Origin of the sequence: Amycolatopsis sp. NPDC051903 (assembly GCF_044452505.1) — a bacterium.
Taxonomy (GTDB): domain Bacteria; phylum Actinomycetota; class Actinomycetes; order Mycobacteriales; family Pseudonocardiaceae; genus Amycolatopsis.
Genome location: NZ_JBITBT010000001.1, coordinates 641,454 through 665,951, shown reverse-complemented (window position 1 = coordinate 665,951; position 24,498 = coordinate 641,454). Strand labels below are relative to the sequence as shown.

The window sequence follows — 24,498 nt, the reverse complement described above, 5'->3', positions numbered from 1 at the left end:
CGATCATTTTCCGGCCGGCTGGGCCGAAAGGAGGAACTCCGGCAGCTGTTCGCCGGAGTACTTCCGCCGGTCGCGCCGGTCGAGCCAGCTCAGCACGGGCGAGGTCATGATCGTGGTGACCAACGCGACGAGCACCAGCACCGTGAACAACGCCGGCGACACGATCCCCGCCGCCAGCCCCACGTTCAGCGCGATCAGCTGCATCAGCCCCCGCGCGTTCACGAGCACCCCGACGCGCAGCGCGATCGGCTGCGACTCCCCCGCCAGCCGCGCCGCGCCCCACGAAGCAGCCAGCTTGCCGACCACGGCCACCACCACGCACACGACCGCGAACAGCAACAGGTTCGGATCGGCGAGCAGCGCGAACCGGGTCTTCAGGCCGGAGTAGGTGAAGAACAGCGGCAGGAACACGACCTGCCCGAGCGGCATGATCTTCGCGAGCACCAGGTCCGCCGCCTCGCCGCGCGGGAACGCGATCCCGATCACGAACGCACCGAACACCGCGTAGAGCCCGATGGTGTCGGTGAACCACGCCGCCGCGAAGAGGATCATCGCCGTCACGAGCACGCGCTGGTCCACCGTCGTCCGCGGGCTCGCCATCAGCCGGGCCAGCACCCGCCGCACGACGAGCCACACGAGCAGCGCGAACAACAGCCCACCGCCGACCGCCGTCGCGACCGGTCCCGCCGAACCGGCGTGCATGCCGAGCACCACGGCGAGCAGGATCCACGCCAGCACGTCGTCGAGTGCCCCGCACGCGAGCGCGAGCGAACCGAACCGCGTCGAGGCGATGCCGCGTTCGGTGATGATTCGCGTGAGCATCGGGAACGCCGTGATCGCGATCGCGACCCCGACGAACGCGGCCGACACCACCGGCGACACCCCCGGTTTGAGGATGTCGACCCAGCCGGCGCCGAGCACGCTGACCCCGACGCCGAGCGCGAGCGGCACCACCGTGCCCGCCGACGACACGGCGGCCACCGTCTTCACGGAGCTCTTGATCGTCGCGACGCGGAACTCGTACCCGGCGCCGAACATGTAGATCACGAGCCCGATCTGCCCGCCGAGGTACAGCAGTTTCCGCACGTCGTCGGGGAACAGCCACTCCTGCGCGTCCGGCAGCAGCAGCCCGAGCAGCGACGGCCCGAGCAGCACGCCCGCCACCATCTCCCCCACCACCGGCGGCTGGCCGAGCTTCACCGCGAGCGCGGTCACCAGCCGCACCACCGCCAGGATCACCACCACCGCCAGGAAGAACGCCGGCGCGGCTTCGGTCGCGGACATCATTCGCCTCCGTGGTTCGCGAAGTAGGTGACGCACAAGCGTTTCCGCCGCGCGTCGAGCACCATGTACGTGCCGAACACCAGCTGGGCCAGGCTCCGCCAGACGTCCTCCCACCGGTCGCGCACGGCGAGGTACGCGAGCGGACCGCGCGTCGAGCGCGCCGAGCCACGCGCGGTGAGGAACACGGGGCCGCGGTTGGGGATCGAGCGGGTGTGCGCGGCCGACGACGACACCGCGAAGCGGCGCAGGAACTCCCGCGTCACCACCCGCATCGTGATCGGCGCGAGCCCGCGGGCCGGGCACGCGCGGTTCTGCGTGACGCCGAACGGCAGGAAGTTCACGTCCTTCTTCAAGGGCGCTGCGGGCGCGGCGTGCGCGGGACACCCCGCGGGCGGCTCCCAGCGCGACGGGTCGAACTCCTCGGGCCGCTCGAACCCGGCGTGGTGGAAATCGGGGTAGCTGAACAGCAGCACGGTGCCCGCGTCGATCGTCGTGTCGTCGAGCTCGATGTCGGCGGTCGTGATGCGGTGCGCGATGCCGAACAGCGGGTACGTGCGCAGGCCTTCGTCGATCACGCGGTCCAGGTACGCGTCGTCGTCCGGGTTCGCGACGAGCCGCCGCTGCACGTCCGGGTGCTGCGCGATGATCATCAGCAGGTGCGCCATCGCCTCGGACATCTGCACCACGGCCGTGTTGAAGAACGTGCCCTGCAGGTAGAACACCTGCTCCTGCGGGGAAAGCCGCGACGGCAACGCGTGGGGCACGTCGGCGAGGCGCCCGCGCAGGTAGCGGGTGAGCTTCGCGCGGCGGCGCATGTTCCGCGGCCGCACGCACTTCAGCGCCGACACGACGTCGTCGGCGTGGCCCACGACGAGCTCGCGCGCCTCGGGCGGGCACGGTTCGCCGAACACGAGCTCGTAGTACAGCTCGGCCCAGATCGGCATCATCTCGTCGCGCAGCCGGATCAGCCTGCCGTCGCCGACTTCCAGCGCGTCGAGCACGTGCGCCGCGACGCGCCGGGTCAGCTCTTCCGACTCCGCGCGCGACTTCACGAGGATGTGCCGCGTGGTCTTGGCGACCTCGTCGTAGCGCGGGCCGGCTTCGAGGTGCTCCTGGTGCACTTCGGGACCGGGCGCGAGCCAGTACCAGAACAGGTCCGACAGCGCCGCGCCCTTGCTGCGCCCCATCGCCGCCGGATCGGCGTAGAGGCGGCGGAAGTCCTCGACCGGCACGGGCAGGCCTTCGTCGCCGTTGACCAGCGCGAAGATCTTCACCCGCAGCGCGACCACCCGGCCGGGCAGCCACTTCGGCAGGGACCCGACGAGCGCGGCGGCCAGCGCGGCCGGCAGCAGCCGCCTCATCGGACGAGGTCCGCGGTCAGCTCGCCCGGCGCGGCGGCGCCGCACAGCGCCAGCGCGGTGTCCAGCTCTTCCCGCAAGCGTTCCAGCACTTCCGTCACCCCTTCCTCACCGGCCGCCGCGAGGCCCCACAGCACGGGCCGACCGACGCCGACGGCGGTGGCGCCCAGCGCGAGCGCCTTGACCACGTCGGTGCCCCGCCGCACGCCACCGTCGAGCACGAGCGGGATCGCGCCCGCCACGGCCTCGGCCACCGCGGGCAGGGCGTCCACAGTGGACACCGCGGCGTCGAGCTGGCGGCCGCCGTGGTTCGACACCACCAGCCCGTCGACGCCGGCCTCGACCGCGAGCCGCGCGTCCGCCGGGTGCAGCACGCCCTTGAGCAGCACCGGGAGCGCCGTCGTGCGTTTGAGCCACGCGACGTGTTCCCACGACAGCTCGGCCGACATCTCGATGTCCCGCACTTCGCCCGAGCCGTCGCGCAGGTTCTCCACGACCAGCCCCGGCGGCAGGTCGTGGAAGCCGTTGCGGTGGTCGCGTTCGCGCCGGCCGAACACCGGCGAGTCCACGGTCACCACGAACGCCCGGACGCCCGCGCGCTCGGCGCGGCGCACCACGGATTCGGTGAAACAAAGGTCCGGCTGCAGGTACAGCTGGAACCACAGCGTGGCCCCGGGCGCGGCCGCGGCGATGTCCCCCACGGCCGTGGTCGCGGCCATGCTCACTACCAGGACGGTGCCCGCTTTCGCGACCGCGCGGGCCGTCGCGCGCTCGCCCTCGTCGTGCGCGAGCCGGTGGAACGCCGTCGGCGACACCAGGACCGGCATCGACAACGGCGAACCCACCAGATCCGTCGCGAGGTCGCGTTTCCCCACGCCCCGCAGAACCCGCGGCACGAGCACCCGCTTCGAAAAGGCTTCTTCATTGGCCCGCAGCGTCAGCTCGTCACCGGCCGCACCCGCGTAGAAGTCGTAGTGCGCCGGGTCGAGCTTGTCGCGCGCCGCGGCCGCCAGCTCCGCGATCGTGCGCACGGTCAGGCCAGCTGCCGGGTGACGAACTCCGTGAGCGCCTCCACGTGCACCGGCCGGTTCCACTCGTTCTCGAGGTTCTCCGTCACGTGGTGCGTGGCCACGAGCTCGCCGCGCCGGTAGTGGCGGACGATCGGGTGCAGGTAGTGGCCCTCGCCGCTGTCGTTGGCGACGTCCTGGCTCGCGCGCTTCACGGTGAAGTCGAAGGGGTCGACCTTGTCGTGGTCCGGCCCGTAGTCGAGGGTGATCAGGAACGCGTTTTCGGCTTCGCTGAGCGGGGTGTCGGCGAAGCGGTCCACCGGCACCTCTTCGAGGTAGCGCGCCTGGTCGCCGTCGACGGTCAGCACGTCGGCGAGGAACCCGAACTGCTGGAACAGCCCGGACGTCCGGTTGATCCGCCGGAGCACAGCGTCGACGAGGTCGGCGGTCTCGGCCTTCAGCACGGTCTGCGGCCACTCGCGCTCGTGGTAGCGCTCGTCGAGCACCTTCGACAGGGCGCGCACGCCGTAGCGGAAGCCGTGGATGAACGCGCTGGTGGCCTTCTTGAAGTCGCGGGCCTGCGTGATGGTGCCGGCGAAGTAGAGGTCGGGCACGTTCACCGACTCCCACGACGACGTCTGCGCCGGGAAGCGGCCGTTGATCGAGAGCTCCGGGCGGCAGTCCTCGTCGAACAGCGACGCGTCGAAGCGGAAGCCGGTGGCGGCGACCACGTAGTCGTAGCGCAGTTCCTTCACGATCTCGTCGGCGCGGGCGAACGCGAACTTCACGTGGTAGCCGTCTTCGTCCTTGCGGATCTCACGCACGTCGCCGTCGAGGATCGCGTGCTGCAGCTTGAGCTGGTACATGTCGAGCACGCCCGCGTTGTACGCGCGCAGGTGGCCGACGAAGTGCGTGCGCCAGGCCAGCTTCACCGGCCGCGGGCCCGCGACGTGCAACACAGCGGCGTACGCGTTGACGCTGTCAGCCGTCTCGAACGCCGAGTTGCCCTTGCCCAGCACGAGCACGCGCTTGTTGGTGAACCGCGCCGGGTCGGTGTCGAAATCGGCGTACTGCTCGACCAGCTCCATGCCGGGAACATCGGGGATGTACGGCTTGCTCACGCCCGTCGCCATCACCAGCCGCCGCGTGGTGAAGGTGTTCCCGTCGCTGTCCGTGGCGGTGAAGAGAGCGCTTTCCGGATCCCGGCTGATCCGCGTCACCCGGGTGCCGTAGCGGATGGCGACGCCGTGCTTCGCCGCGTAGTCGGCGGTGTAGCGCAGGAACGCCTCGGCGGGCGGGAACAGCTCCGCGCTGTAGTCGGTGAACAGCACGGGGTCGGGGCCGTCGTCGAGCAGGGAGTTCCAGTCGACGCGCAGGTTCAGCTCCGGGTCGGTCCAGCCCGTGTGCTTCTTGTTGACCGAGATCAGCGTGCGGTGGCGCGGGAACCGCGTGAAGAACGTGGCCGGCACGCTGCCGGCTTCGAGCACGAGGTAGCGGTGACCCGCCTGTTCGAGCTGCCGGCCGAGCTGCAGGCCCGCCGGGCCCGCACCGACCACCAGATAGTCCAGAACGTCGTCCACCACACCGGCCTCCAGCCTCGATCATCTTCGTCCGACGGCCGACAGCCTGATCCGGAGATCTCAGAAAAGCTTCAGAGCGTCCCGATCAGCGAAATCGGGTGGTGGTACGCCGAGGGCCCCCCGCGGCGGATCCGCGAGGGGCCCCCGGTCGCGCCTCAGCGCGAGAGCAGTTTCATCGCCGCGTCGGAGTAGCGGGCACCGGCGACACCGTCCACCGGCACCGCGGTCTCGATGGCCGCGATGTCCTCTTCGGACAGTTCGACCGCGACCGCGCCGACGTTCTCTTCGAGGTACTTGCGCCGCTTCGTCCCGGGGATCGGAACGACGTCGTCGCCGCGCGCCTCGACCCAGGCCAGCGCGAGCTGCCCCGTCGTCACGCCCTTGGCCTCGGCGAACGCCCGCAGGGCCTCGACCATCGCCACGTTCTTCTCGAAGTTGCCGTCCGCGAAGCGCGGCTGGGTCTGGCGGCGGAAGTCGTCGGCGCCCAGGTCGGTCTCGGACGTGAAGCGGCCGGTGAGGAACCCGCGGCCCAGCGGCGAGTACGGCACGAGCCCGATGCCGAGCTCGCGGCACGCCGGCACCACGGCGTCCTCGATGTCACGCGACCACAGCGACCACTCCGTCTGCACGGCGCTGATCGGGTGCACGGCGTGCGCGCGCCGGATCGTCTCGGCACCGGCTTCCGATAGGCCGAGGTGACGCACCTTCCCCTGCCGCACCAGCTCGGCCATGGCCCCGACCGTCTCCTCGATCGGCACGTCCGGGTCCACGCGGTGCTGGTAGTAGAGGTCGATGTGGTCGGTGCCGAGCCGCCGCAGCGAATTCTCCACGGCTTCGCGCACGTACGCCGCGTCGCCGCGCACGCCCCGCTTGCCCGGATCGTCCTTGTCGCGCACGAACCCGAACTTCGTGGCCAGCACGACCTGGTCGCGCCGGTCCGCGATCGCGCGGCCGACGAGCTCCTCGTTGGCACCGAAGCCGTACATGTCGGCGGTGTCCAGCAACGTCACGCCGAGCTCCAGCGCGCGGTGGACGGTGGCGATCGACTCGCCTTCGTCACCCTCGCCGTAGAACTCGCTCATGCCCATGCAGCCGAGCCCCTGCGCGCTCACCTCGAGCGCGCCGAGCCGGCGGACGGGCAGCGTCGATCCGCTCATGACTTCCCCCTGATCACTTACCGGCCGCGCGGGCGAGCCGCTCGGGGTAGCGAGCCCCGGCCACGGCGTCCTTCGGCGAAGCCGCTTCGATCGCTTTGATGTCCTCTTCGGACAGTTCGAGCCGCGCGGCCGCGAGGTTCTCCTCGAGGTACTTGCGCCGCTTCGTGCCCGGGATCGGCACGACGTCCGCGCCCTTGGCCTGCACCCACGCGAGCGCCAGCTGCCCGGCGGTCACGCCCTTGCGCTCGGCGAGCGCCCGCAGCGCGTCGACGATCGCCAGGTTGCGTTCGAAGTTCCCCTCCTCGAACCGCGGCATCCGGCGGCGCAGGTCGTCCTCGGGCAGGTCCTTCACCGACGTCACGGAGCCGGTGAGCAGGCCGCGGCCGAGCGGAGAGAACGGCACCAGGCCGATGCCCAGCTCCCGGCAGGTGCCGAGGACCTCGTCTTCGATGCCGCGCGTCCACAGGGACCATTCGCTCTGCAGCGCCGTCACCGGGTGCACGGCGTGGGCGCGGCGGATGGTCTCGGCGCTCGCCTCCGAAATCCCGGCGTACCGGATCTTCCCGGCCCGCACGAGTTCGGCCAGCGCGCCCCACGTCTCCTCGACCGGGACGTTCGGGTCCACGCGGTGCTGGTAGTAGAGGTCGATATGGTCCACGCCGAGGCGCTGCAGCGACTCGTCGCAGCACTGCTTCACGTATGCCGCGTCGCCGCGCGCGCCCATGCCCTCGTCGGTCCACACGATGCCGAACTTCGTGGCCAGCACGACCCGGTCGCGGCGGTCGGCGATCGCGCGGCCGACCAGCTTCTCGTTCTCCCCCGACCCGTACACGTTGGCCGTGTCGAGCAGGGTCACCCCCAGCTCCAGCGCCCGGTGGACGGTCGCGACGGACTCGTTGTCGTCGTCGCGCACCCCGTAGGCCTGGCTCATCCCCATGCAGCCGAGACCCTGGGCCCCGACTTCCAGTTCGCCGAGTTTCCTCGTACCGATCACGCGGAGATCTCCTCCATGGCGGGCGCGTGGCCGTGCAGCTTGCGCTCCACCTGGTCGTAGTTGTCGATCTTGTAGTCGAGCACGTCGAGGCAGGCCTGCAGCTCGGTGATCCGGTCGGCCACCGACTGCCGCTGCTCGACGAGGATCGCCTTGCGGCGCCCGGCGCTCGCGACGCCGTGGCGGCGCAGGGCGGCGTACTCACGCATGCTCTTGATGGGCATGCCGGTGAGCCGCAGCTTGGTGAGGAACCCGAGCCAGGTGAGGTCGGCGTCGGAGTACGCGCGCCGCCCCGCCGCGTCGCGGGCCGGCGGTTCGAGCAGCTTGATCCGCTCGTAGTACCGAAGGGTGTCGATCGACAGGCCGCTACGTCGTGCGGCTTCCGCTATCGAGTAGCTCATGCGGTCGACAGTACGACCTGGAGTGCGCTCCAGGTCAAATCCCGACCGGGCCGGGTGACGAGCCCGAACGACGCTGGTCAGCCCATGGGCCTCAGCCAGTGCGCGGTCTCATCCGGTGAGCGCGGCGGAGATGCGGGCCAGCTCGTCGACGGCGTCGGCCAGCGGCGCCCGGTCCGGGGTGGCGCACCAGTCCTGCAGGAGGCCGTTGACCGCGCCGATGTACGCGCTCGCGGCCAGCCGGTAGTCGCGGTCGGGCACCTCGCCGGCCGCGGCGCCGGCCCGCATGAGCTCGCGGATCAGCTCGGCCCACCGCGCCCGCGTGGCCATCCGGTGCTCCTCCACCCCCGCGTTGACCCCGACGATCTCCACGTACGCGATCTTCGCGCGTCGCAGGTCCGTTGCCGTGCTGAGCGCGTACGCCGTGAGCGCGGCCTTGATCCGCTCCACGAGCGGCTTCCCGGCCGAGTTTTTCACCGCCTCGCCCACGGCGGCCTGCGCTTCGGCGTTCACCTGGTCGTAGACGGCGATCAGCAGCGCCTCGCGTCCGGCGAACTCCTCGTAGTACTGCCGCGTGGACAGGTTCGCCGTCCGGCAGATCTGCCCGACGGTCGAAGCCGCGTACCCGGCCGTGCCGAACAGCTCCAGGCCCGCCGTCATCAGGCGCTCGCGCCGTTCGGCTCGACGGTCGGCGGCGCTGCGACCGCCGTAGCGGCCCCGCGGTCCGGGCTGGGTCACGGCGTCACCCTATTCGCCCTTGTGCCGCGCCCGGTGCGCGTGGTCAGATCTGAATCACTGGTGTTTCAGATCTTGTTTCCCTTCAGGAGGCCGATGATGTCCTCACTTCGCCGTTGGCTACCCGCCGTGGCGGCCGTCCTGTGCGCGGTCGCGCTCGCCGGGCCCGCCGAAGCCGCGCCCGCGTATCCCGTGACACCGAACATCGCCGTGGGGATCGCGCAGTCGCTGCCGAACCCCGCGGGCTCGCCGGCGGGCGTGAACGTGACCTGCACCCCCGGCTCCGCGCACCCGCGGCCGGTCGTGCTGGTGACCGGCACGTTCGGGAACATGATCGACGACTGGAGCGGCCTCGGCCCGACGCTCGCCAACGCCGGCTACTGCGTCTACAGCACCCCGCTCGGCGGCGATCCGCACTCGGTGATCCAGACGACCGGCCCGGTCGCGGGCTCCGCGCGCCAGATCCAGGGCTTCGTCGACGAGGTGCTCGCGAAGACGGGCGCCGGCCAGGTGGACCTCGTCGGCCACTCGCAGGGCGGCCTGATCAGCGAGTACTACCTGAAGCTGCTCGGCGGCGCGGCGAAGGTGCACACGTTCGTCGGCCTGTCGCCGACCACCCACGGCACCACGCTCGACGGCCTCGCCTACCTGGCCACGGCGTTCCCCGGCGGCGAAGCACTGGTGGGGGCCGCGTGCGCGGCGTGCGCCGACCAGGTCGTCGGTTCGCCGGTGGTGCGGGCCGTGAACGACGGACCGATCGCGCAGCCCGGTGTCGCGTACACGGTGATCGAAACCCGCAACGAACGGGTGGTGACGCCGGCCGGCTCGGCCGCGTTCATCGACGAGCCGGGCGTGAAGAACCTGTGGGTGCAGGACACGTGCCCGTTCGACTTCACCGACCACGGCAGCCTGAGCTACTCGAAAACCGTCTACGACCTCACGCTCAACGCGCTCGACCCGGCCCACGCGCGGCAGATCCACTGCTGAGACGGGTCGCGATACGTAACACCGTTGCGTTACGCTGAGCGCATGCCCCGTCCCCGAACGCACGACGAAGCCCTCCGGCTGAAGCTGCTGGACCGGGCCGGCGAACTGATCTCCGCCGACGGCCCGAAGGCCCTGTCCCTGCGCAAGCTCGCAACCGACGTCGGCACCTCCACCACGGCCGTGTACTCCCTGTTCGGCAGCAAACCGGACCTGGTCAACGCGCTGTACGTGGAGGGCTTCCGGCGCTTCGGCGAGCGGCTGCGCGCGGTGGAACGCACGGGCGACGCCGTGGCGGACCTCGTCCACCTCGGCGTCGCCTACCGCGCCAGCGCCCAGGCCGACCCGCACCTCTACGCGATCATGTTCACCAGATCCGTGCCCGGCTTCGAACCCAACGCCGAAGCCGACCGCCTCGCCCGCACCACGCTCGAACCCCTCGAAGAGGTCATCCGCGACGGCATCTCCTCGGGCCAGTTCGCCGACGTCGAACCCGCGGTGATCGTCGTCAGCTCGTGGGGCCTGGTCCACGGGCTGGTTTCCCTTGAGCTGTCGGGGAACCTGCCGCCGGAGTTCAGCGTGAGCGGCGCGTACGAACAGGCCTTGCGCGCCAACGCGGCCGGGTGGCTCACTTCAGCCCCGCGGTCGTGACGGGCGACGACGGAGACGAACCCGCGGCCGGGGTGAGCTCGACGGCGCTGCTGATCGCCGCGGCCCGCGCCATCGAAACCCACCGGCCCGACGGCCTCGTGCGCGACGAGTGGGCCGAACGGTTCGTCCGCGCGGTCCGGTCCGGTCCGCGGCTCCTGACCCGCATCGAGGACGTCGAAGCGGGCGACGCCGAACCGGTGTGGGGTCGTGGCGGCAGCTACACCGGGCTGCGGACCCGCGTCTTCGACGACTTCCTGACGACCGCGAGCACAACGACCACCCAGGTCGTGCTGCTCGGCTCCGGGCTGGACACCCGCGCGTGGCGGCTGGACCTGCCCGCCGCGACGCGGTTCTTCGAGATCGACCGGGGCGATGTGCTCGGCTTCAAGCGGCGCGTCCTCGCCGAGGGCCGGGCGCCGGAGCGTGCCGAGCACCGGTTCCTGGGCTGCCCTACCTGACCGGCGCCGCGGAGGCGCGGCTGATGACGGACGTCGACCGGCTTTCCGCGGCGGACAGCGAAACCGGGCCCGAGATCGTAGTCGGCCAGGAAGACGACGACCTGCGTTCCCACGACCTGTACGAATCGGCCGCGGCCGGCACCGGGAGTCACCTGGGCCGGCTCTTCGCCGACGGTCGACGCCCTGATTCGGCTGCCGCGCTGCGTGCTGCCGGGTGGACCGTCACCAGCGCTCCCGTCGCCGACTTCACCGCCCGCTACGGCCGCGGCCCCGACCCGGCGGCGGCCGACCCGATCACCCACATCCGCTGGGTGTTCGGCCGCAAGGTCAGATCAGCTTGAGCGACGCCTCGAGCACCAGCTCGCCCGCCGCGTCGTAGGCCTTCACCTCGGTGCGCGCGTCGACGGTCGAGGAGTCGTCGGCGTCGGTGTGCCAGATCGCGAAGGTCCCGTGCGCCACGGCGGCTTCCTGCGGACGGCCGCCGGGGTAGGTGACCGAAACCCGGGTCACGTTCTGCGGCACGGCGCCGGCGAGAACCGTTCGCTCGGGAACCCCGGTGTCCTTCACCGGAGCCAGCACCGGGACCAGTGTGCCCACGCCGGGGCCCGGCTCCAGCTCGCCGGACCCGAGCGCTGGGTTGACGGCGTAGTAGAGGGCTCCCGGTTTCGTCGGATCCGGGCGGGCCGAGCACGTGAGCACCCGCTGCCCGAGCCGGGCGACGACCACCTGGCGGTCGTTCCAGCTGAGGTGGGCCCCAGCGACGTAGGCGCCGCGGTCGGGCACCTGCTGCTGGGCCGAGGCGAGGCACACGTCGAGGAATCGGCCGGCTTCGGACCGGCGATCCGCCGACGCCGGCCGGTCGACCCTGGTGGTCAGCGGGGCCGGGGCCGCGATCACCGAAGCAGCGCCCACCGCACCGCCCTGCGGGCCGAGGGCGACGGGCACCGCCGGGCCGACGCCGGTGAACACGGCGAACTGGTGCGACAACGGGGAAAACCACGAAGCGGGCAGTCCGTCGGGCTTCACGGTGGCCCCGGGCGTGACCGCCTGCACGCCCCGCCAAGCCGGGTCGGCCAGCCCCGCCACCAGGCCGTCGGCCGTGCGCAGGAACACCTTGGCGGCCGAGCCGGGCACGGGCGCGGGGACCGCGTCGGGATCCGAAACGGTGACCGTGGTCAGCGTCACCTCGCAGAACAGCGGCCGGTTGCCGACCATCGCCGCGAACACCGTCGCGTCACGGTGTTTGAAGATGAACGGGAACGTCCAGTCGCTCGGTACGGGGAGGGTGCTGTCGTAGGGTTTCGCCGCGTTCCAGCAGCGGTCGAGCGACTGGGTCGCCTCGGACGGTGCGACGGGCTGGGCCGGGGCGACCGAGCCGCCGCGCGGCACCCCGGTCGCGAAGACCACACCCGTGGCGACCACGACGACGGCCGCTGCGGCCAACCACACCGGACGCCCGCGGCGGGCCGGCCGGGCCGCGTCGAGTCCGGTGTGGACCCGGTGGCGGATGCGGTCTCGCACCTCGGGTGGCAGCTCACGCTGCGGCGGGAGGTTGTCGATCACTGGTCCTCCAAGGGCTTCTCGTCGAGGAGGGCGCGCAGGTGCCCCCGCGCCCGCGACAGGTGCGAGCGGACGGTGACCTCCGCGACTTCCAGCAGCGCCGCCGCGTCGGCGATGCTCAGGTCGCCGAGCAGGCACAGCTCGACGACCTGCCGCTGCGCCTTCGGCAGCCCGCGCACCGCCTCGAGCACGGCCCTCAGCCGCGCCTGTCCGTCCACCTGCTCGGCGACGGCCTCCGCGTGATCGGGGACGGGCGCCGCCCCGGGGATCCGGGTGAGGAGCCGCAGCCGGCGGCGCGCGCCGCGGTGCTCGGTCCGCGCGAGGTTGCCCGCGACGGTGTACAGCCACGGCAACGCGCTGTCCCTCACCAGCTTGAGCTCCCCGCGCTTGCGCCACGCGATCAGGAACGTGTTCGACGTCAGGTCCTCGGCGGCCGCCCACGACCCCGTCAGCCGGTACGCGTGGTTCCACACCGCCTGCACGTGGCGCTCGAACAGTTCACCGAAGGCCCGCTCGTCCCCGCCCGCCGCGCGGACGAAGAGATCCGCGTCCACGGACACCCCCTGGATGCTCACACCGGGAAGTGTCCGGCCGGCGGGGAGGTGTTGTGGCCGGGTTGCGGAAAGTTCCGGGTGCGCGGCGCCGGCGGAAAACCAGTGGAGCGGCGCCGCCGGGCGCGATTACCGTGGCGCCGAACCGTGTCGGCTGGACGAGGACGTGCCGTTGTACACCCTGTGAGACCTCCCGAGCGCTGATCTGTCACGCGTCGCGCCTGTGCGCCGCGTTCTTCCTTGCTGCGGACTTCTCACTGAAACCGGTGTACTGCCATGTCCACAACCTGGGCGGTCACGCCCACCTGCCTGCCCGTCGTCCGCCGCCGTTGTCATTCGTGCGCGGCCGAGCGCTTCCGGGCCGGCGGCAAATTTCGCGTCAACGCCAACCACAAGCTCATCGACGCCTGGCTCCTCGTGCTCTGCACCGGCTGCGGGGACACGGCGAAGCTCACGGTCCTGGAGCGGGTGAACGTGCGCTCCGTCCGGCCCGAGCTGCTCGATCGGCTGCACGACAACGACCTCGGCCTGACCGCCGAGCTGCTGCAGGATCCGGTCCTGCGGCACCGCAACCGCATCACCCTCGATTGGGACGGCGCCTGGCGCCTCGACACCGGCTCGGTTCAGCCGGATAGCGAGGTGCTCGACGTATCCGTCCGGTTCGCGGCCCGGATCCCGGTCCGGCCGGTGCGGTTGATCGCCGAAGGGTGCGCTCTTCCACGGGCCGAGGTCGAGAGGCTGCTCACGGAGGGGAAGCTCGTTTCGGCCGTCCGGCTGAGCGGCAGGCTCTCCGGCGACTTCACCTTCACCCTCAAGCGCTGAGCCCTCTCGGGACCAAGGGCCTGTCCGGCGTGCTCCGCCCGACAGGCCCTACACCGCGCCGTACTGGCGGTCGCCGGCGTCGCCGAGGCCGGGGACGATGAAGCCGGAGTCGTTGAGGCGCTCGTCGATGCTGGCCGTGACCACGCGGACGGGCAGGCCGGTCTGCTCCAGGTGCTTCAGGCCTTCCGGCGCGGCCAGCGCGCAGATGGCCGTGACGTCCGTGGCGCCGCGGTCGGTGAGCAGGCGGATGGTGTACTCCATCGAACCGCCGGTCGCGAGCATCGGGTCGAGCACCATCACGGGCCGGTCGGCGAGCGACTCGGGCAGCGATTCGAGGTACGGCGTCGGCTTGAGCGTCTCCTCGTCGCGCGCGAGGCCGACGAACCCCATCTGCGCGTCGGGGATCATCTTGTGCGCCTCGTCGGCCATGCCCAGCCCGGCGCGCAGCACGGGGACCAGCAGTGGCGGGTTGGTCAGCCGGTAGGCCTCCGTGCGCGCGACGGGCGTGTGGATCCGTTCGGTGCGCACCGGTACGTCGCGCGTGGCTTCGTACACGAGCATCACGGTCAGCTCGTGCAGCGCGGCCCGGAACGCCGCGCTGTCCGTCCGCGCGTCCCGCATCGTGGAGAGGCGGGCCTTGGCCAGCGGGTGGTCGACGACGTGCACATCCATGCCGCCTAACTTAGCTGCCGCGCCCCGTCCGCGTCGCGGCTCATCTCGTAGTAGTTCACCGCCTCGAAGAAATGCCCCACCACGGGCGCCAGCTTGTCGAACGGCCACTCCGGCACATCCGCGCTCGTCGCGTCATCGGGCGGCTCGATGCACACGATGATCCTCCAGTTGGCGTACGATCCACTGATCCGCCACGACTGGCGCATGGTTTTCCTCCTCCGCGAGAACACGAGCCGAACGTTCCCGCCTTGCCGGAGTCGCACGCAACCTACCTTCAGGTGAGCGATCTTTCGTGCCACCGTGGCAAGAGGACAAAGTGTGCGCATGACCAAGAACAAAGGGGTTTCCGTTCGCCAGCGGAGAGTTTCCGGGGAACTGCGCCGGCTGCGGCTCCTGCGCCGAATGACCTGCAAACAGGTGGCCGAAGGCGTCGACTTCTCCGAGAGCAAAATCAGCCGCATGGAAACCGGCGACCGCGGCTTGTACGCCGACGACGTCGCCGCCATCCTCGGGTTTCTGCAGGCACCGTCGGCTTTGCGGCAAGAACTCATGGCACTCGTCCGGGGTGGTGAAGAGCGCAACTGGCATGAAGTGAACGGGAAACTCCCACCCACGTGGAAGGACCTGATCCGCTTCGAAGAGCAGGCTTCGGTCATCAAGAACTACGAGACCTTGCTAATCCCGGGCATTGCACAGATCCCCGAATACGCCCGCGCTCTGTTACACGGCTGCGACCCGCAACTCACCGGGGCCGAAGTCGAAGGTCTCGTCACCGCACGCGCCAAACGTCAGCTGATCCTCGGCCGCAACAACGCACCCACGGTGCATCTCCTGGTGGATGAAATGGCCCTTCATCGGCCGATCGGCGACCAGGAAACCATGCGTGCTCAGCTCCACCACCTCATACTCCTAGGCCGCAGGTCGAATGTGACCTTCCAGGTTGTGCCGTTCGCGGCCCGGGCCCATGCCGGTTTGCAAGGGCCGTTCGTCCTGCTCGAGTTCTTCAACGAACCAACACTCGCGCATGTCGAGTCTCGCGGGACCAACAGCTTCCTCGAAGAGGACGACTTCGTCGACACGATCAAGTCAACTTGGCGCGATGTTCGCTCGGTCGCGCTGTCAACTGGCGACTCAGCACGGCTGATTGCCGATATGATCGGCGAGACGTCTCAACGTGAGGAGTACGAAACATGATCGCCCCCGACTTCGCCCAGGCCGAGTGGCGCAAGAGCTCCTACACCACCAACCAGTCCAACTGCGTCGAGTTCACGGCTTGGCGCAAGAGCTCACACAGCACCGACCAGTCCAACTGCGTCGAGGTCGCGACGTCGTCGGTCGAGATCGGGATCCGGGACACGAAGGACCGCGCGGGCGGGCACTTGACCGTGTCGCCCGCCGCCTGGACCGCGTTCCTCAGCTCCGCGCGCTAGCGAACCAGCGAACCCACCGCCGCTGCCAGGCCGTTTCGACGGCCCGGTGGTGGTGGTTCTCGCGCACCCACATCACCGCTTCGTCGGGTGCGAGACCGGACAGCGTGGCAAGGCAGGCGAGGACCGTCCCGGTGCGGCCGACGCCGCCGTAGCAGGCCACTTCCACCGCGTCGCCCGCGAGGGCCCGGGTGTGCAACTCGAGGATCTTGCGGCGGGCGTCCGCCCAGTTCAGGGGCAACAGGAAGTCGGGCCAGCGGATCCAGTCGTGGTCCCACGTCAGGGTCGCGTCGTGTTTGGCGCGCAGGCGGGCCGAGCCCAGGTACAAACCATAGGCCGGGGGTGGGCCGTCCGGGGCGGGGCGGCCGAGGCCGCGCCCGCGCACCACGGCGCCGTCGGGCAGTGCGATGGTCCCCACCAGTGTCGAAGCCATCGGTCCATCGTGCCCCTATCCGTCGTTCGATGGACCCGGGCGCCCCTCGATCGGGCTAGGCTGCGGCGGGTGAGTGACGACGCAGCCGTTCCGCCCGACGAGATGCGGGCCTCCGACGCCGACCGCGAACAGGTCGCGCAGGTCCTGCACCAGGCCCTGTCCGAGGGCCGCATCACGATGACCGAACTCGAGGAGCGGCTCTCCACCGTGTACGCGGCGAAGACCGTCGGCGAGCTGAAGCCCGTGACGCGCGACCTGCCGGTCGGCAACACTCCCACCGCTTCCACCGCACTGCAGCCGGCCACCAGCCGCGCACTCGGCATGCCCGACAACCGCATCGGCGGCCACCCGGGCTCGAACGTCTCGGTCGGCGTCCTCTCCGGCGCCATCCGCAAGGGCAGCTGGGTCCTCCCTCCTCAGCACACGAGCGTCGCCTTCTGGGGCGGCGCGCAGATCGACCTCCGCAGCGCCCGCTTCGCCGACCGGCAGTCGACCATCACCGCCGTCGCCATCATGGGCGGCATCGAGATCACGGTCCCCGACGACATCAACGTCGACGTCACCGGCATCGGCCTCATGGGCGGCTTCGTCCTCGAAGACAAATCCGGGGCCCCGCCCGCCCCTCCCACCGCCCCCACCGTGACCATCAACGGCCTCGCCTTCTGGGGCGGCGTGGTCGTGTACCGCAAGAAGGCGAAGAAGGACAGCAACCCGCAGATCGAGTCCTGATCCCGCCGGCTCCCCCGCGTCGGCCCGCTTGACCACTGAACCGCGGGCGGCACCCCGCCGCAAGGTCCGAACCTGGATCTGTGGACAACCACTCCCCCGCCGACGAGTAATCCACAGATTCCCGTGAGTGACCCGGCACGGTCGGTCGCCCACATACACTCACGGGTATGGCAACTACCACCAGCCCGGAAGCGGAACCGGACACCCCGGCGCCGCTGGCGGACGTGACTCGCGACGAGGCGAGCCTGCGGCGGTTCCTGCACGGGCTGCCCGGCGTCGACCAGGTCGGGGTCGAGCAGCGCGCGGCGGCACTGGGCACCCGCAGCATCAAGAAGGACGCCAAGCGCTGGGCGATCGACACGGCGATCTCGATGGTCGACCTGACCACGCTCGAAGGCGCCGACACCCGCGGCAAGGTCCGCGGTCTCGCGGCCAAGGCGCAGCGGCCGGACCCGGAGCGGCAGGACTGCCCGCGCGTGGCCGCCGTCTGCGTCTACCCCGACCTGGTCGGGGCGGCGGTCGAGGCGCTCAAGGGCAGCGGCGTCCACGTGGCGAGCGTCGCGACCGGGTTCCCGTCCGGGCGCACGAGCCGGGACGTCAAGCTGGCCGACACGCGCCTCGCGGTGGAGTACGGCGCCGACGAAGTCGACATGGTCATCGACCGCGGCGCGTTCCTCGAGGGCCGCTACATGGACGTGTTCGACGAGATCCGCGCGATCAAGGCGGCCAGCGGCGACGCCCACCTGAAGGTCATCCTCGAAACGGGCGAGCTGGCGACGTACGACAACGTCCGCCGCGCGTCGTGGCTGGCGCTGCTGGCCGGGGGTGACTTCATCAAGACGTCCACCGGCAAGGTCTCCCCCGCCGCGACGCTGCCCGTCACGCACGTGATGCTGCAGGCGGTGCGCGACTGGCACGTCCAGACCGGCCAGCTGCGCGGCGTGAAGCCCGCGGGCGGGATCCGCACGGCGAAGGACGCGATCAAGTACCTCGTCGCCGTGCACGAGGTCGCCGGTGAGCAGTGGCTGACCCCGGACCTGTTCCGGTTCGGCGCGTCCAGCCTGCTCAACGACCTGCTGCTGCAGCGGCGCACCCAGGTGGACGGCCACTACAGCGGCCCCGACTACGTGACGGTGGACTGACCATGGGCATCTTCGAATACGCCCCCGCGCCCGAATCGCGCGACATCGCGAACCTCAAGGACCACTACCGGCCGTTCATCGGCGGCGAGTTCGTCGACGGCTCCGGTGAGCCGCTGAAGACGGTGAACCCGGCGACCGAGGAGATCCTCGCGGAGGTCGGCACCGCGTCGGTGTCCGATGTGGACGCCGCCGTGCGGGCGGCGCGCGCGGCCTACGAATCCGTGTGGTCCAAGATGCCGGGCCGCGAACGGGCGAAGTACCTGTTCCGCATCGCGCGGCTGATCCAGGAGCGCTCGCGCGAGCTGGCGGTGCTGGAGTCGCTCGACAACGGCAAGCCGATCAAGGAGTCGCGCGACTCCGACATCCCCACGGCCGCCGCGCACTTCTTCTACCACGCGGGCTGGGCCGACAAGCTGGAGTACGCGGGCTACGGGCCGGACCCGAAGCCGCTGGGCGTCGCGGGCCAGGTGATCCCGTGGAACTTCCCGCTGCTGATGCTCGCGTGGAAGATCGCGCCGGCGCTGGCCACGGGCAACACGGTCGTGCTCAAGCCGGCGGAGACCACCCCGCTCACGGCGCTGGTGTTCGCGGAGATCTGCCAACAGGCCGAGCTGCCGCCGGGTGTCGTCAACATCCTGCCGGGCGCGGGCGACGTCGGCGCGGCCGTGGTGGAACACGGGGACGTCGACAAGATCGCGTTCACCGGCTCGACCGAGGTCGGCAAGCTGATCCAGCGCACGGTGGCGGGCACGCGCAAGAAGCTCACGCTGGAGCTGGGCGGCAAGGCAGCGAACGTCGTGTTCGACGACGCGCCGCTCGACCAGGCCGTGGAGGGGATCGTCAACGGGATCTTCTTCAACCAGGGCCACGTGTGCTGCGCCGGTTCCCGGTTGCTGGTGCAGGAATCCGTCGCCGAAGAGGTGCTGGAGAAGCTGCGCTACCGCGTCTCGACACTGCGCCTGGGCGACCCGCTGGACAAGAACACCGACATCGGCGCCATCAACTCCGCCGAACAGCTCGCGAAGATCCGCGGGCTCGTGGAATCGGGCGACGCGGAGGGCGCGCAGCGCTGGACGAGCCCGTGCCCGGTGCCCGACCGCGGGTTCTTCTTCGCTCCCACGGTGTTCTCCGACGTGCACCAGTCGATGCGGATCGCGCGCGAGGAGATCTTCGGGCCGGTGCTGTCGGTGCTCACGTTCCGCACGCCGGACGAGGCCGCGGCGAAGGCCAACAACACGCCCTACGGGCTGTCGGCCGGCATCTGGACGGAGAAGGGCTCGCGCATCCTGTGGATGGCGAACAAGCTCCGCGCCGGTGTCGTCTGGGCCAACACGTTCAACCGCTTCGACCCCGCCGCGCCGTTCGGCGGCTACCAGGAGTCCGGGTTCGGCCGCGAGGGCGGGCGCACCGGCTTGGAGGCTTACCTCGATGTCTGAGTCAACACAGGCCGGCCGGATTTCCGTCGCCAAGACGTACAAGCTCTACATCGGCGGCGCGTTCCCGCGGTCGGAGTCGGGCCGGGTGTACCCGGTCACGGATCCGCAGGGGAAGTTCCTGGCCAACGCGGCGCACGCGTCGCGCAAGGACGTGCGCGACGCCGTGGTGGCCGCGCGCAAGGCGTTCGGCGGCTGGTCGGGCGCCACGGCCTACAACCGCGGGCAGGTGCTCTACCGCGTCGCCGAGATGCTGGAGGGCCGGCGCGAGCAGTTCGTGAGCGAGGTCGCCGCGTCGGAGGGGCTCGCGCCGAGCCAAGCGGAGTCCCTTGTGGACGCTTCGATCGACCGCTGGGTGTGGTACGCCGGGTGGACCGACAAGATCGCGTCGGTGCTCGGGGCGGCGAATCCCGTTGCGGGGCCGTACTTCTCGTTCACGGTGCCCGAGCCGACCGGAGTCGTGGGTGTGCTCGCGCCGCAGGAGTCGTCGCTGCTCGGCCTGGTGAGCGTGCTGGCGCCGGTGCTGGCGAGCGGGTCGACGGCCGTGGTGGTGTCGAGCGCGAACCGGCCGCTGCCGGCGATCACGCTGTCGGAGGTGCTGGCGACGTCCGACCTGCCGGGCGGCGTCGCGAACGTGCTGACCGGGCGCGCGGCCGAGCTGGGCCCGTGGCTCGCATCCCACGCCGACGTCAACGCCCTCGACCCGACGGGCGCGACGCCGGAAGACCGCATCACGCTGGCGCGCGAGGCGGCCGGCACCGTGAAGCGCGTGCTCACCGTGCCGGACAAGGAGCCTGATTGGACGGTGACGCCGGACCTTTCGCGGCTGCGCCGGTTCCTGGAGGCGAAAACGGTCTGGCACCCGCTGGGCGTCTGAGCGCGGGAAAGTCTGAGCGCAAGAAACAGGGGCGGGCGGCACCCCCTGGTGTGCCACCCGCCCCTGTCTCGTCAGGCCGGAGCCGTCACGCGGTCGGCGCCAGGCCCTGGGTCACGGGGCCGACGTCGATCGTGTGGCTGACCGAGTCGGCGTCGACGGCGCCGAGGTTCCAGTCCATGAACACGGACGGGTCGATGTAGTCCCCGCGCTGGTTCGAGTGCGACGGCGCCGCGATGCTGATGCCGTTGGGCGTCTCCTGGTTGTCGGACGGCTCGATGCCGGTCCAGTGCAGCGGCACGTACGCCGAGGAACCGTCGACGAGCGCGACGGACGGCGCGTCGGCCGGGATCTGGTAGTCGACGAGCACGTTGTGGGCGCCCGTGAGGGTCACCGGCACCTGCGGCGTGAGCGTGCAGCGCTCACCCGGGTTGGCGGTGAACTGGATGGCGCCGTAGCGGTTGCCCGCACCCGCGCCGCCGTAGACGAGCTTCGTGGTGAACTGGTTCGAGGTGCAGGGCTGCACGCTCGACGCCGGGTCCGCGCTCGCCGTGCCGGCCGCCAGAGCCGTCACCCCCGCCGCGACACCGGCAACGGCGACAGCGGCGATCGCCCGGCTGAAGATCTTGCGAGTGGTCATGTCGGACACTCCTCCCTGTGGTGCCCGGGCAGCCTCTCCGCCCGGTCGGAGCGATCCCCTCCGGTGATTCATTCACCTCGATCGCTCTTACCCGGGAAGACGCCCACCCTCGGCCCGGGATGCCCCGGTGTGGGATCGCCCCCACCCACGCAACCCCGACTGACCCGAAACGTCGGAAAGAGTGAACGCGCGCGCGGCCGCGCGCAGGTTTCCGGCAGCTCGCAGAAGATCCGCGCCACGCATCGCGGCGCAGCCCGACACCAGGAGGCCGCGGGTTCGAAACCCGTCGCTCACCCCGAGCCCGACACCACCGACCCGCAGTTCGCCGCGGCCGGTGATCAGTGGATGTCGTGCCGGCTCAACGGCCGGCCCGGCAACGGCGTCCCCGGCCGGGCCCGCAACCCGTCGATCATGATCGTGATGCTGCGCTCCGTGGACATCTGCGCGATCTCCGGCGACCGCGACTCCAGCTGGCGCAGCAGCAACGCGAACAGGAGCGCCACGTCGCCCTCCGCGACGTCCGGCCGCAGCGTCCCCTCGCGCTGCGCGCCGCGGACCATCACCTCGAGCTCGCCCAGCAGATCCTCGCGCAGAGTGGCGATCGCCGGATCGTCCTTGAGGATCTCCAGAGCCAGCTTCGAAACCATCGCCAGCTGCACCGACAGGTGCAGCTCCACCGACTGGTACAGCAGCCGGACGAGGGCCTGCCACGCGGTGGGCTCTTCTTCGGACGCCCGGCGGGCGTCGTCGAGGACGCGGGAGAAGTTGTCGACGGCGACAGCCCTGATCAAGGCTTCACGGTCGGGGAAGCGGCGGTAGAGGGTGCCCACGCCGACGCCGGCCGCGCGGGCGATCTCCTCCATCGGCACCTCGGGGCCGTCCTCGGCGAAGATCGTCCGCGCCGCGGCGATGATCTGGTCGCGGTTGCGTCGTGCGTCGGCCCGCAGCGGGACCTGGGGGTCTGCGCTCATGGCCCACCTTCCGCTCGCCGGGAACTCATTACGAGCGCAAATTCTCGCATGGTCAACGTTCGACGGGCTGAACACACGAGCGGTCATCCCTTTGCTAGTGGACGGAAATCCTCCGGTTCGGTACCGTGGGAAATGAACCGGAATGTAATCCTCCACATACATACAGTACCGGATCAGCCGGATCAACGGTGCAAATCCACCAAGGGGGCTCCACCATGACCGAAGTTGCCGAACCAGAACTCGCCAGCTTCCCGATGACCCGCACCTGCCCGTTCGCGCCACCACCGGAGTACGAGCGTTTCGAGGACGAACGGGCGAAGTTCGTCAAGCTCGACTCCGGCCAGCACGCCTGGGTGTTCACGAAGCACGAAGACGTGCGCGCGATGCTGAACGACCCCCGGTTCAGCTCCAACCGCTTCAACCCGGGCTTCCCGATCCTGTTCCGCGACGGCGCGCCGCGGCGCGAGCGCAAGCTCAACCCGTCGCTGATCAACATGGACGCGCCGCAGCACGGGCCCGCGCGCCGCGAGGTCGTCGGCGAGTTCACCGTGAAGCGGATGAAGGCGCTGCAGCCGCGCATCCAGGAGATCGTCGACGAGCACATCGACGCGATGCTGGCCGGGGACCAGCCCGCGGACCTCGTCTCGGCCCTGTCGCTGCCGGTCCCGTCGCTCGTGATCTGCGAGCAGCTCGGCGTGCCCTACGCCGACCACGAGTTCTTCCAGAAGCACAGCTCGCGCATCCTCAGCCGCGAGATCAGCTCCGACGACCGGCTCGAGTCGGTGCTGGCGCTCGAGGACTACCTCGACGAGCTCGTCAAGACCAAGGAAGCGGACCCGACCGACGACCTGCTCGGCCGGCAGATCACCAAGAAGCGCGAAGAGGGCGAGTACGACCACAAGGACCTCGTGTCGCTCGCGTTCCTGCTGCTCATCGCCGGCCACGAGACCACGGCGAACATGATCTCGCTCGGCACGGTCGCGCTGCTGGAGAACCCCGAGCAGCTCGACGCGATCAAGGCCGACCCCGGCAAGACCCTCGACGCGGTCGAGGAACTGCTGCGCTACTTCACCATCGCCGAGTTCGCGACCACCCGCGTCGCGACCGAGGACGTGGAGATCGCGGGCGTCACGGTCCGCGCCGGCGAGGGTGTGCTCGGCCTCAGCTACGCCGCGAACTTCGACGCGGAAGCTTTCCCCGAGCCCGAAAAGCTCGACATCACGCGCGGCGGCCGCAAGCACGTGGCGTTCGGCTTCGGTGCCCACCAGTGCCTCGGCCAGAACCTCGCGCGCATGGAGCTGCAGATCGTGTTCGACACGCTGTTCCGCCGCATCCCGACCCTGAAGCTGGCGATGCCGGTGGACCAGCTGCCGTTCAAGCACGACTCCGCGATCTTCGGTCTCCACTGCCTGCCCGTCACCTGGTGAAGGAGGAGCGATGACCACGATGGACGAGCTCCCGGTCGCGCGGAAGTGCCCCTTCGCGCCGCCCGAGGAGTACACGGCCACGCGCGAAGAGCCACCGGTGCACCGGGTGAAGATCCCGGACGGCAAACAGGCCTGGGTCCTCGCGCGGCACGAGGACGTGCGGGCCGTGCTCAACGACCCGCGCTTCTCCGCCGACCGGCTCAACCCGGATTTCCCGACGCTCGTGCCCGGCGGCAACGTCATCCGCCGCACCGAAGCCGAGCGCACGATGCTGGCGATGGACGCGCCGCAGCACGGTCCGGAGCGCAAGGCGGTGCTCGGGGAGTTCACCGTCAAGCGCGTCGGCGAGCTGAAGCCGCGGATCCAGGAGATCGTCGACGGGCTGATCGACGACATCCTCGCCGCCGACCAGCCGGTCGACCTGGTCGAGGCGCTGTCGCTGCCCGTGCCGTCGCTCGTGATCTGCGAACTGCTCGGCGTGCCGTACGAGGACCACGAGTTCTTCCAGGAGAACACCAAGCAGCTGATCAAGCGCAACACCACCGCCGAGGCGCGGCGGGCCGCGTTCGAGCGCGTGCAGTCCTACCTCGCCGACCTGATCGCCCAGAAGGAAACCGAGCCCGGCGACGACCTCCTGGGACGGCAGATCGTCAAGCGGCGCGAGGAAGGCACGTACGACCGGGCGAAGCTGGTGAGCCTCGCGTTCCTGCTGCTCGCGGCGGGGCACGAGACCACGGCGAACATGATCTCGCTCGGCACCGTCGCGTTCCTGCGGAACCCGGACCAGCTGGCGCTGATCAAGGCCGACCCGGCCAAGACGCTGCCCGCCGTCGAGGAGCTGCTGCGCTACTTCTCCATCGTGGACAACACCACGCGCATGGCGAAGGAGGACGTCGAGGTCGGCGGCGTCACGATCAAGGCGGGCGAGGGCGTGGTCCTCATGGCGTACGCGGCGAACTGGGACCCGGACGTGTTCGAGGACGCGGCGGCGTTCGACATCGAGCGCGGCGCGCGTCACCACGTCGCGTTCGGGTTCGGGCCGCACCAGTGCCTGGGCCAGAACCTCGCGCGCACCGAGCTGCAGATCGTGTTCGACACGCTGTTCCGCCGCATCCCCGGGCTCAGGCTCGCCCAGGACGTCGACGACCTGCCGTTCAAGGACGACGCTCTCATCTACGGCCTCTACGAGCTTCCCGTGACCTGGTGAAGGAGGA

The 24,498-nt window shown here is 70.5% G+C and carries 28 protein-coding genes; 13 read left to right on the top strand and 15 right to left on the bottom strand.

The genetic code is table 11. From position 1 onward, the window contains the following. Positions 1-3 precede the first annotated feature (3 nt). The 8 genes from ACIA77_RS03385 to ACIA77_RS03350 all read right to left on the bottom strand — a co-directional run bounded on the left by ACIA77_RS03385 (position 4) and on the right by ACIA77_RS03350 (position 8,513). Entirely contained in the window at positions 4-1,284 is a 1,281-nt protein-coding gene (locus ACIA77_RS03385; RefSeq protein WP_395884131.1) for a cation:proton antiporter, read from the bottom strand. Next, positions 1,284-2,645: a cytochrome P450 gene (locus ACIA77_RS03380; RefSeq protein ID WP_395884130.1), complete on the bottom strand. Its 1,362-nt coding sequence runs from the start codon at positions 2,643-2,645 to the stop codon at positions 1,284-1,286. The genes ACIA77_RS03385 and ACIA77_RS03380 overlap by 1 nt, the downstream gene beginning before the upstream one ends. Beyond that, a complete protein-coding gene (locus ACIA77_RS03375; protein ID WP_395884129.1) occupies positions 2,642-3,673 on the bottom strand; it encodes an alpha-hydroxy acid oxidase in 1,032 nt (343 codons plus the stop codon). The genes ACIA77_RS03380 and ACIA77_RS03375 overlap by 4 nt, the downstream gene beginning before the upstream one ends. Positions 3,674-3,675: 2 nt before the next feature. Then, the gene (locus ACIA77_RS03370) at positions 3,676-5,232 is read right to left on the bottom strand and encodes an NAD(P)-binding domain-containing protein (RefSeq protein ID WP_395884128.1); all 1,557 of its coding nucleotides are present in this window, start codon (positions 5,230-5,232) and stop codon (positions 3,676-3,678) included. Positions 5,233-5,384: 152 nt separating this feature from the next. Continuing rightward, positions 5,385-6,386: an aldo/keto reductase gene (locus ACIA77_RS03365; RefSeq protein ID WP_395884127.1), complete on the bottom strand. Its 1,002-nt coding sequence runs from the start codon at positions 6,384-6,386 to the stop codon at positions 5,385-5,387. A 13-nt stretch (positions 6,387-6,399) separates the two neighbouring features. Continuing rightward, positions 6,400-7,380, bottom strand: a complete 981-nt coding sequence (locus tag ACIA77_RS03360; protein ID WP_395884126.1) for an aldo/keto reductase — start codon at positions 7,378-7,380, stop codon at positions 6,400-6,402. Further along, on the bottom strand, positions 7,377-7,778 hold the full coding sequence (locus tag ACIA77_RS03355; protein WP_395884125.1) for a MerR family transcriptional regulator: 402 nt from the start codon (positions 7,776-7,778) through the stop codon (positions 7,377-7,379). Before ACIA77_RS03355 ends, ACIA77_RS03360 begins: the two co-directional genes overlap by 4 nt. Positions 7,779-7,886: 108 nt before the next feature. After that, positions 7,887-8,513: a TetR/AcrR family transcriptional regulator gene (locus ACIA77_RS03350; RefSeq protein ID WP_395884124.1), complete on the bottom strand. Its 627-nt coding sequence runs from the start codon at positions 8,511-8,513 to the stop codon at positions 7,887-7,889. A gap of 126 nt (positions 8,514-8,639) precedes the next feature. Between ACIA77_RS03350 and ACIA77_RS03345 the strand changes: the two genes are divergently transcribed. From ACIA77_RS03345 to ACIA77_RS03330, 4 genes are read left to right on the top strand one after another with little or no spacing between them, the layout of a single operon-like run. Beyond that, positions 8,640-9,497 (top strand): esterase/lipase family protein, encoded by an 858-nt coding sequence (locus tag ACIA77_RS03345; protein WP_395884123.1) that lies wholly within the window; start codon positions 8,640-8,642, stop codon positions 9,495-9,497. A gap of 42 nt (positions 9,498-9,539) precedes the next feature. Further along, positions 9,540-10,145: a TetR/AcrR family transcriptional regulator gene (locus tag ACIA77_RS03340; RefSeq protein ID WP_395884122.1), complete on the top strand. Its 606-nt coding sequence runs from the start codon at positions 9,540-9,542 to the stop codon at positions 10,143-10,145. After that, positions 10,142-10,603: an SAM-dependent methyltransferase gene (locus ACIA77_RS03335; protein WP_395884121.1), complete on the top strand. Its 462-nt coding sequence runs from the start codon at positions 10,142-10,144 to the stop codon at positions 10,601-10,603. The genes ACIA77_RS03340 and ACIA77_RS03335 overlap by 4 nt, the downstream gene beginning before the upstream one ends. Before the next feature lie 23 nt (positions 10,604-10,626). After that, the gene (locus ACIA77_RS03330; RefSeq protein WP_395884120.1) at positions 10,627-10,944 is read left to right on the top strand and encodes a hypothetical protein; all 318 of its coding nucleotides are present in this window, start codon (positions 10,627-10,629) and stop codon (positions 10,942-10,944) included. Here the strand turns inward: ACIA77_RS03330 and ACIA77_RS03325 are convergent. Next, positions 10,931-12,166, bottom strand: a complete 1,236-nt coding sequence (locus ACIA77_RS03325; RefSeq protein WP_395884119.1) for a hypothetical protein — start codon at positions 12,164-12,166, stop codon at positions 10,931-10,933. The genes ACIA77_RS03330 and ACIA77_RS03325 overlap by 14 nt on opposite strands. After that, complete coding sequence (locus ACIA77_RS03320) at positions 12,163-12,738, bottom strand: RNA polymerase sigma factor (protein WP_395884118.1); 576 nt, start codon at positions 12,736-12,738, stop codon at positions 12,163-12,165. The genes ACIA77_RS03325 and ACIA77_RS03320 overlap by 4 nt, the downstream gene beginning before the upstream one ends. Before the next feature lie 252 nt (positions 12,739-12,990). Between ACIA77_RS03320 and ACIA77_RS03315 the strand changes: the two genes are divergently transcribed. Beyond that, complete coding sequence (locus ACIA77_RS03315; RefSeq protein ID WP_395884117.1) at positions 12,991-13,536, top strand: DUF1062 domain-containing protein; 546 nt, start codon at positions 12,991-12,993, stop codon at positions 13,534-13,536. 48 nt (positions 13,537-13,584) lie between these two features. Here the strand turns inward: ACIA77_RS03315 and upp are convergent, their stop codons facing one another. Both upp and ACIA77_RS03305 read right to left on the bottom strand, forming a co-directional pair. Beyond that, positions 13,585-14,208, bottom strand: a complete 624-nt coding sequence (gene upp / locus ACIA77_RS03310; protein ID WP_204091546.1) for a uracil phosphoribosyltransferase — start codon at positions 14,206-14,208, stop codon at positions 13,585-13,587. 5 nt (positions 14,209-14,213) lie between these two features. After that, positions 14,214-14,414, bottom strand: a complete 201-nt coding sequence (locus ACIA77_RS03305) for a hypothetical protein (protein WP_395884116.1) — start codon at positions 14,412-14,414, stop codon at positions 14,214-14,216. Between the two features lie 118 nt (positions 14,415-14,532). On the opposite strand from ACIA77_RS03305, the gene ACIA77_RS03300 reads away from it, so the two are divergent. Further along, complete coding sequence (locus ACIA77_RS03300) at positions 14,533-15,402, top strand: helix-turn-helix domain-containing protein (RefSeq protein ID WP_395884115.1); 870 nt, start codon at positions 14,533-14,535, stop codon at positions 15,400-15,402. Then, entirely contained in the window at positions 15,399-15,638 is a 240-nt protein-coding gene (locus ACIA77_RS03295; RefSeq protein WP_395884114.1) for a DUF397 domain-containing protein, read from the top strand. Before ACIA77_RS03300 ends, ACIA77_RS03295 begins: the two co-directional genes overlap by 4 nt. Here ACIA77_RS03295 and ACIA77_RS03290 read toward each other — a convergent pair. Then, the gene (locus tag ACIA77_RS03290; RefSeq protein WP_395884113.1) at positions 15,622-16,068 is read right to left on the bottom strand and encodes a protein tyrosine phosphatase; all 447 of its coding nucleotides are present in this window, start codon (positions 16,066-16,068) and stop codon (positions 15,622-15,624) included. The two genes, ACIA77_RS03295 and ACIA77_RS03290, sit on opposite strands and share 17 nt — an antisense overlap. A 102-nt stretch (positions 16,069-16,170) precedes the next feature. Here ACIA77_RS03290 and ACIA77_RS03285 point away from each other — a divergent pair, with 102 nt between their 5' ends. From ACIA77_RS03285 to ACIA77_RS03270, 4 genes are all read left to right on the top strand, one after another. Further along, positions 16,171-16,797, top strand: coding sequence for a DUF1707 domain-containing protein (locus ACIA77_RS03285; RefSeq protein ID WP_395884326.1), 627 nt, complete (start codon positions 16,171-16,173; stop codon positions 16,795-16,797). Positions 16,798-16,964: 167 nt separating this feature from the next. Beyond that, positions 16,965-17,939, top strand: coding sequence for a deoxyribose-phosphate aldolase (deoC, locus tag ACIA77_RS03280; RefSeq protein WP_395884112.1), 975 nt, complete (start codon positions 16,965-16,967; stop codon positions 17,937-17,939). Positions 17,940-17,941: 2 nt separating this feature from the next. Continuing rightward, positions 17,942-19,375 carry an aldehyde dehydrogenase family protein gene (locus ACIA77_RS03275; RefSeq protein ID WP_395884111.1) on the top strand — a complete coding sequence of 478 codons (1,434 nt, stop codon included), beginning with the start codon at positions 17,942-17,944 and terminating at the stop codon, positions 19,373-19,375. After that, positions 19,368-20,249: an aldehyde dehydrogenase family protein gene (locus ACIA77_RS03270; RefSeq protein WP_395884110.1), complete on the top strand. Its 882-nt coding sequence runs from the start codon at positions 19,368-19,370 to the stop codon at positions 20,247-20,249. Before ACIA77_RS03275 ends, ACIA77_RS03270 begins: the two co-directional genes overlap by 8 nt. 85 nt (positions 20,250-20,334) lie before the next feature. On the opposite strand, the gene ACIA77_RS03265 is transcribed toward ACIA77_RS03270, so the two are convergent. Both ACIA77_RS03265 and ACIA77_RS03260 read right to left on the bottom strand, forming a co-directional pair. Further along, on the bottom strand, positions 20,335-20,886 hold the full coding sequence (locus ACIA77_RS03265) for a DUF4232 domain-containing protein (RefSeq protein WP_395884109.1): 552 nt from the start codon (positions 20,884-20,886) through the stop codon (positions 20,335-20,337). Positions 20,887-21,224: 338 nt separating this feature from the next. After that, a complete protein-coding gene (locus tag ACIA77_RS03260; RefSeq protein ID WP_395884108.1) occupies positions 21,225-21,857 on the bottom strand; it encodes a TetR/AcrR family transcriptional regulator in 633 nt (210 codons plus the stop codon). A gap of 215 nt (positions 21,858-22,072) precedes the next feature. Between ACIA77_RS03260 and ACIA77_RS03255 the strand changes: the two genes are divergently transcribed. Both ACIA77_RS03255 and ACIA77_RS03250 read left to right on the top strand, forming a co-directional pair. Further along, positions 22,073-23,284 (top strand): cytochrome P450, encoded by a 1,212-nt coding sequence (locus ACIA77_RS03255; RefSeq protein WP_395884107.1) that lies wholly within the window; start codon positions 22,073-22,075, stop codon positions 23,282-23,284. A gap of 10 nt (positions 23,285-23,294) precedes the next feature. Then, positions 23,295-24,491, top strand: coding sequence for a cytochrome P450 (locus tag ACIA77_RS03250; protein WP_395884106.1), 1,197 nt, complete (start codon positions 23,295-23,297; stop codon positions 24,489-24,491). Positions 24,492-24,498: the final 7 nt, after the last annotated feature.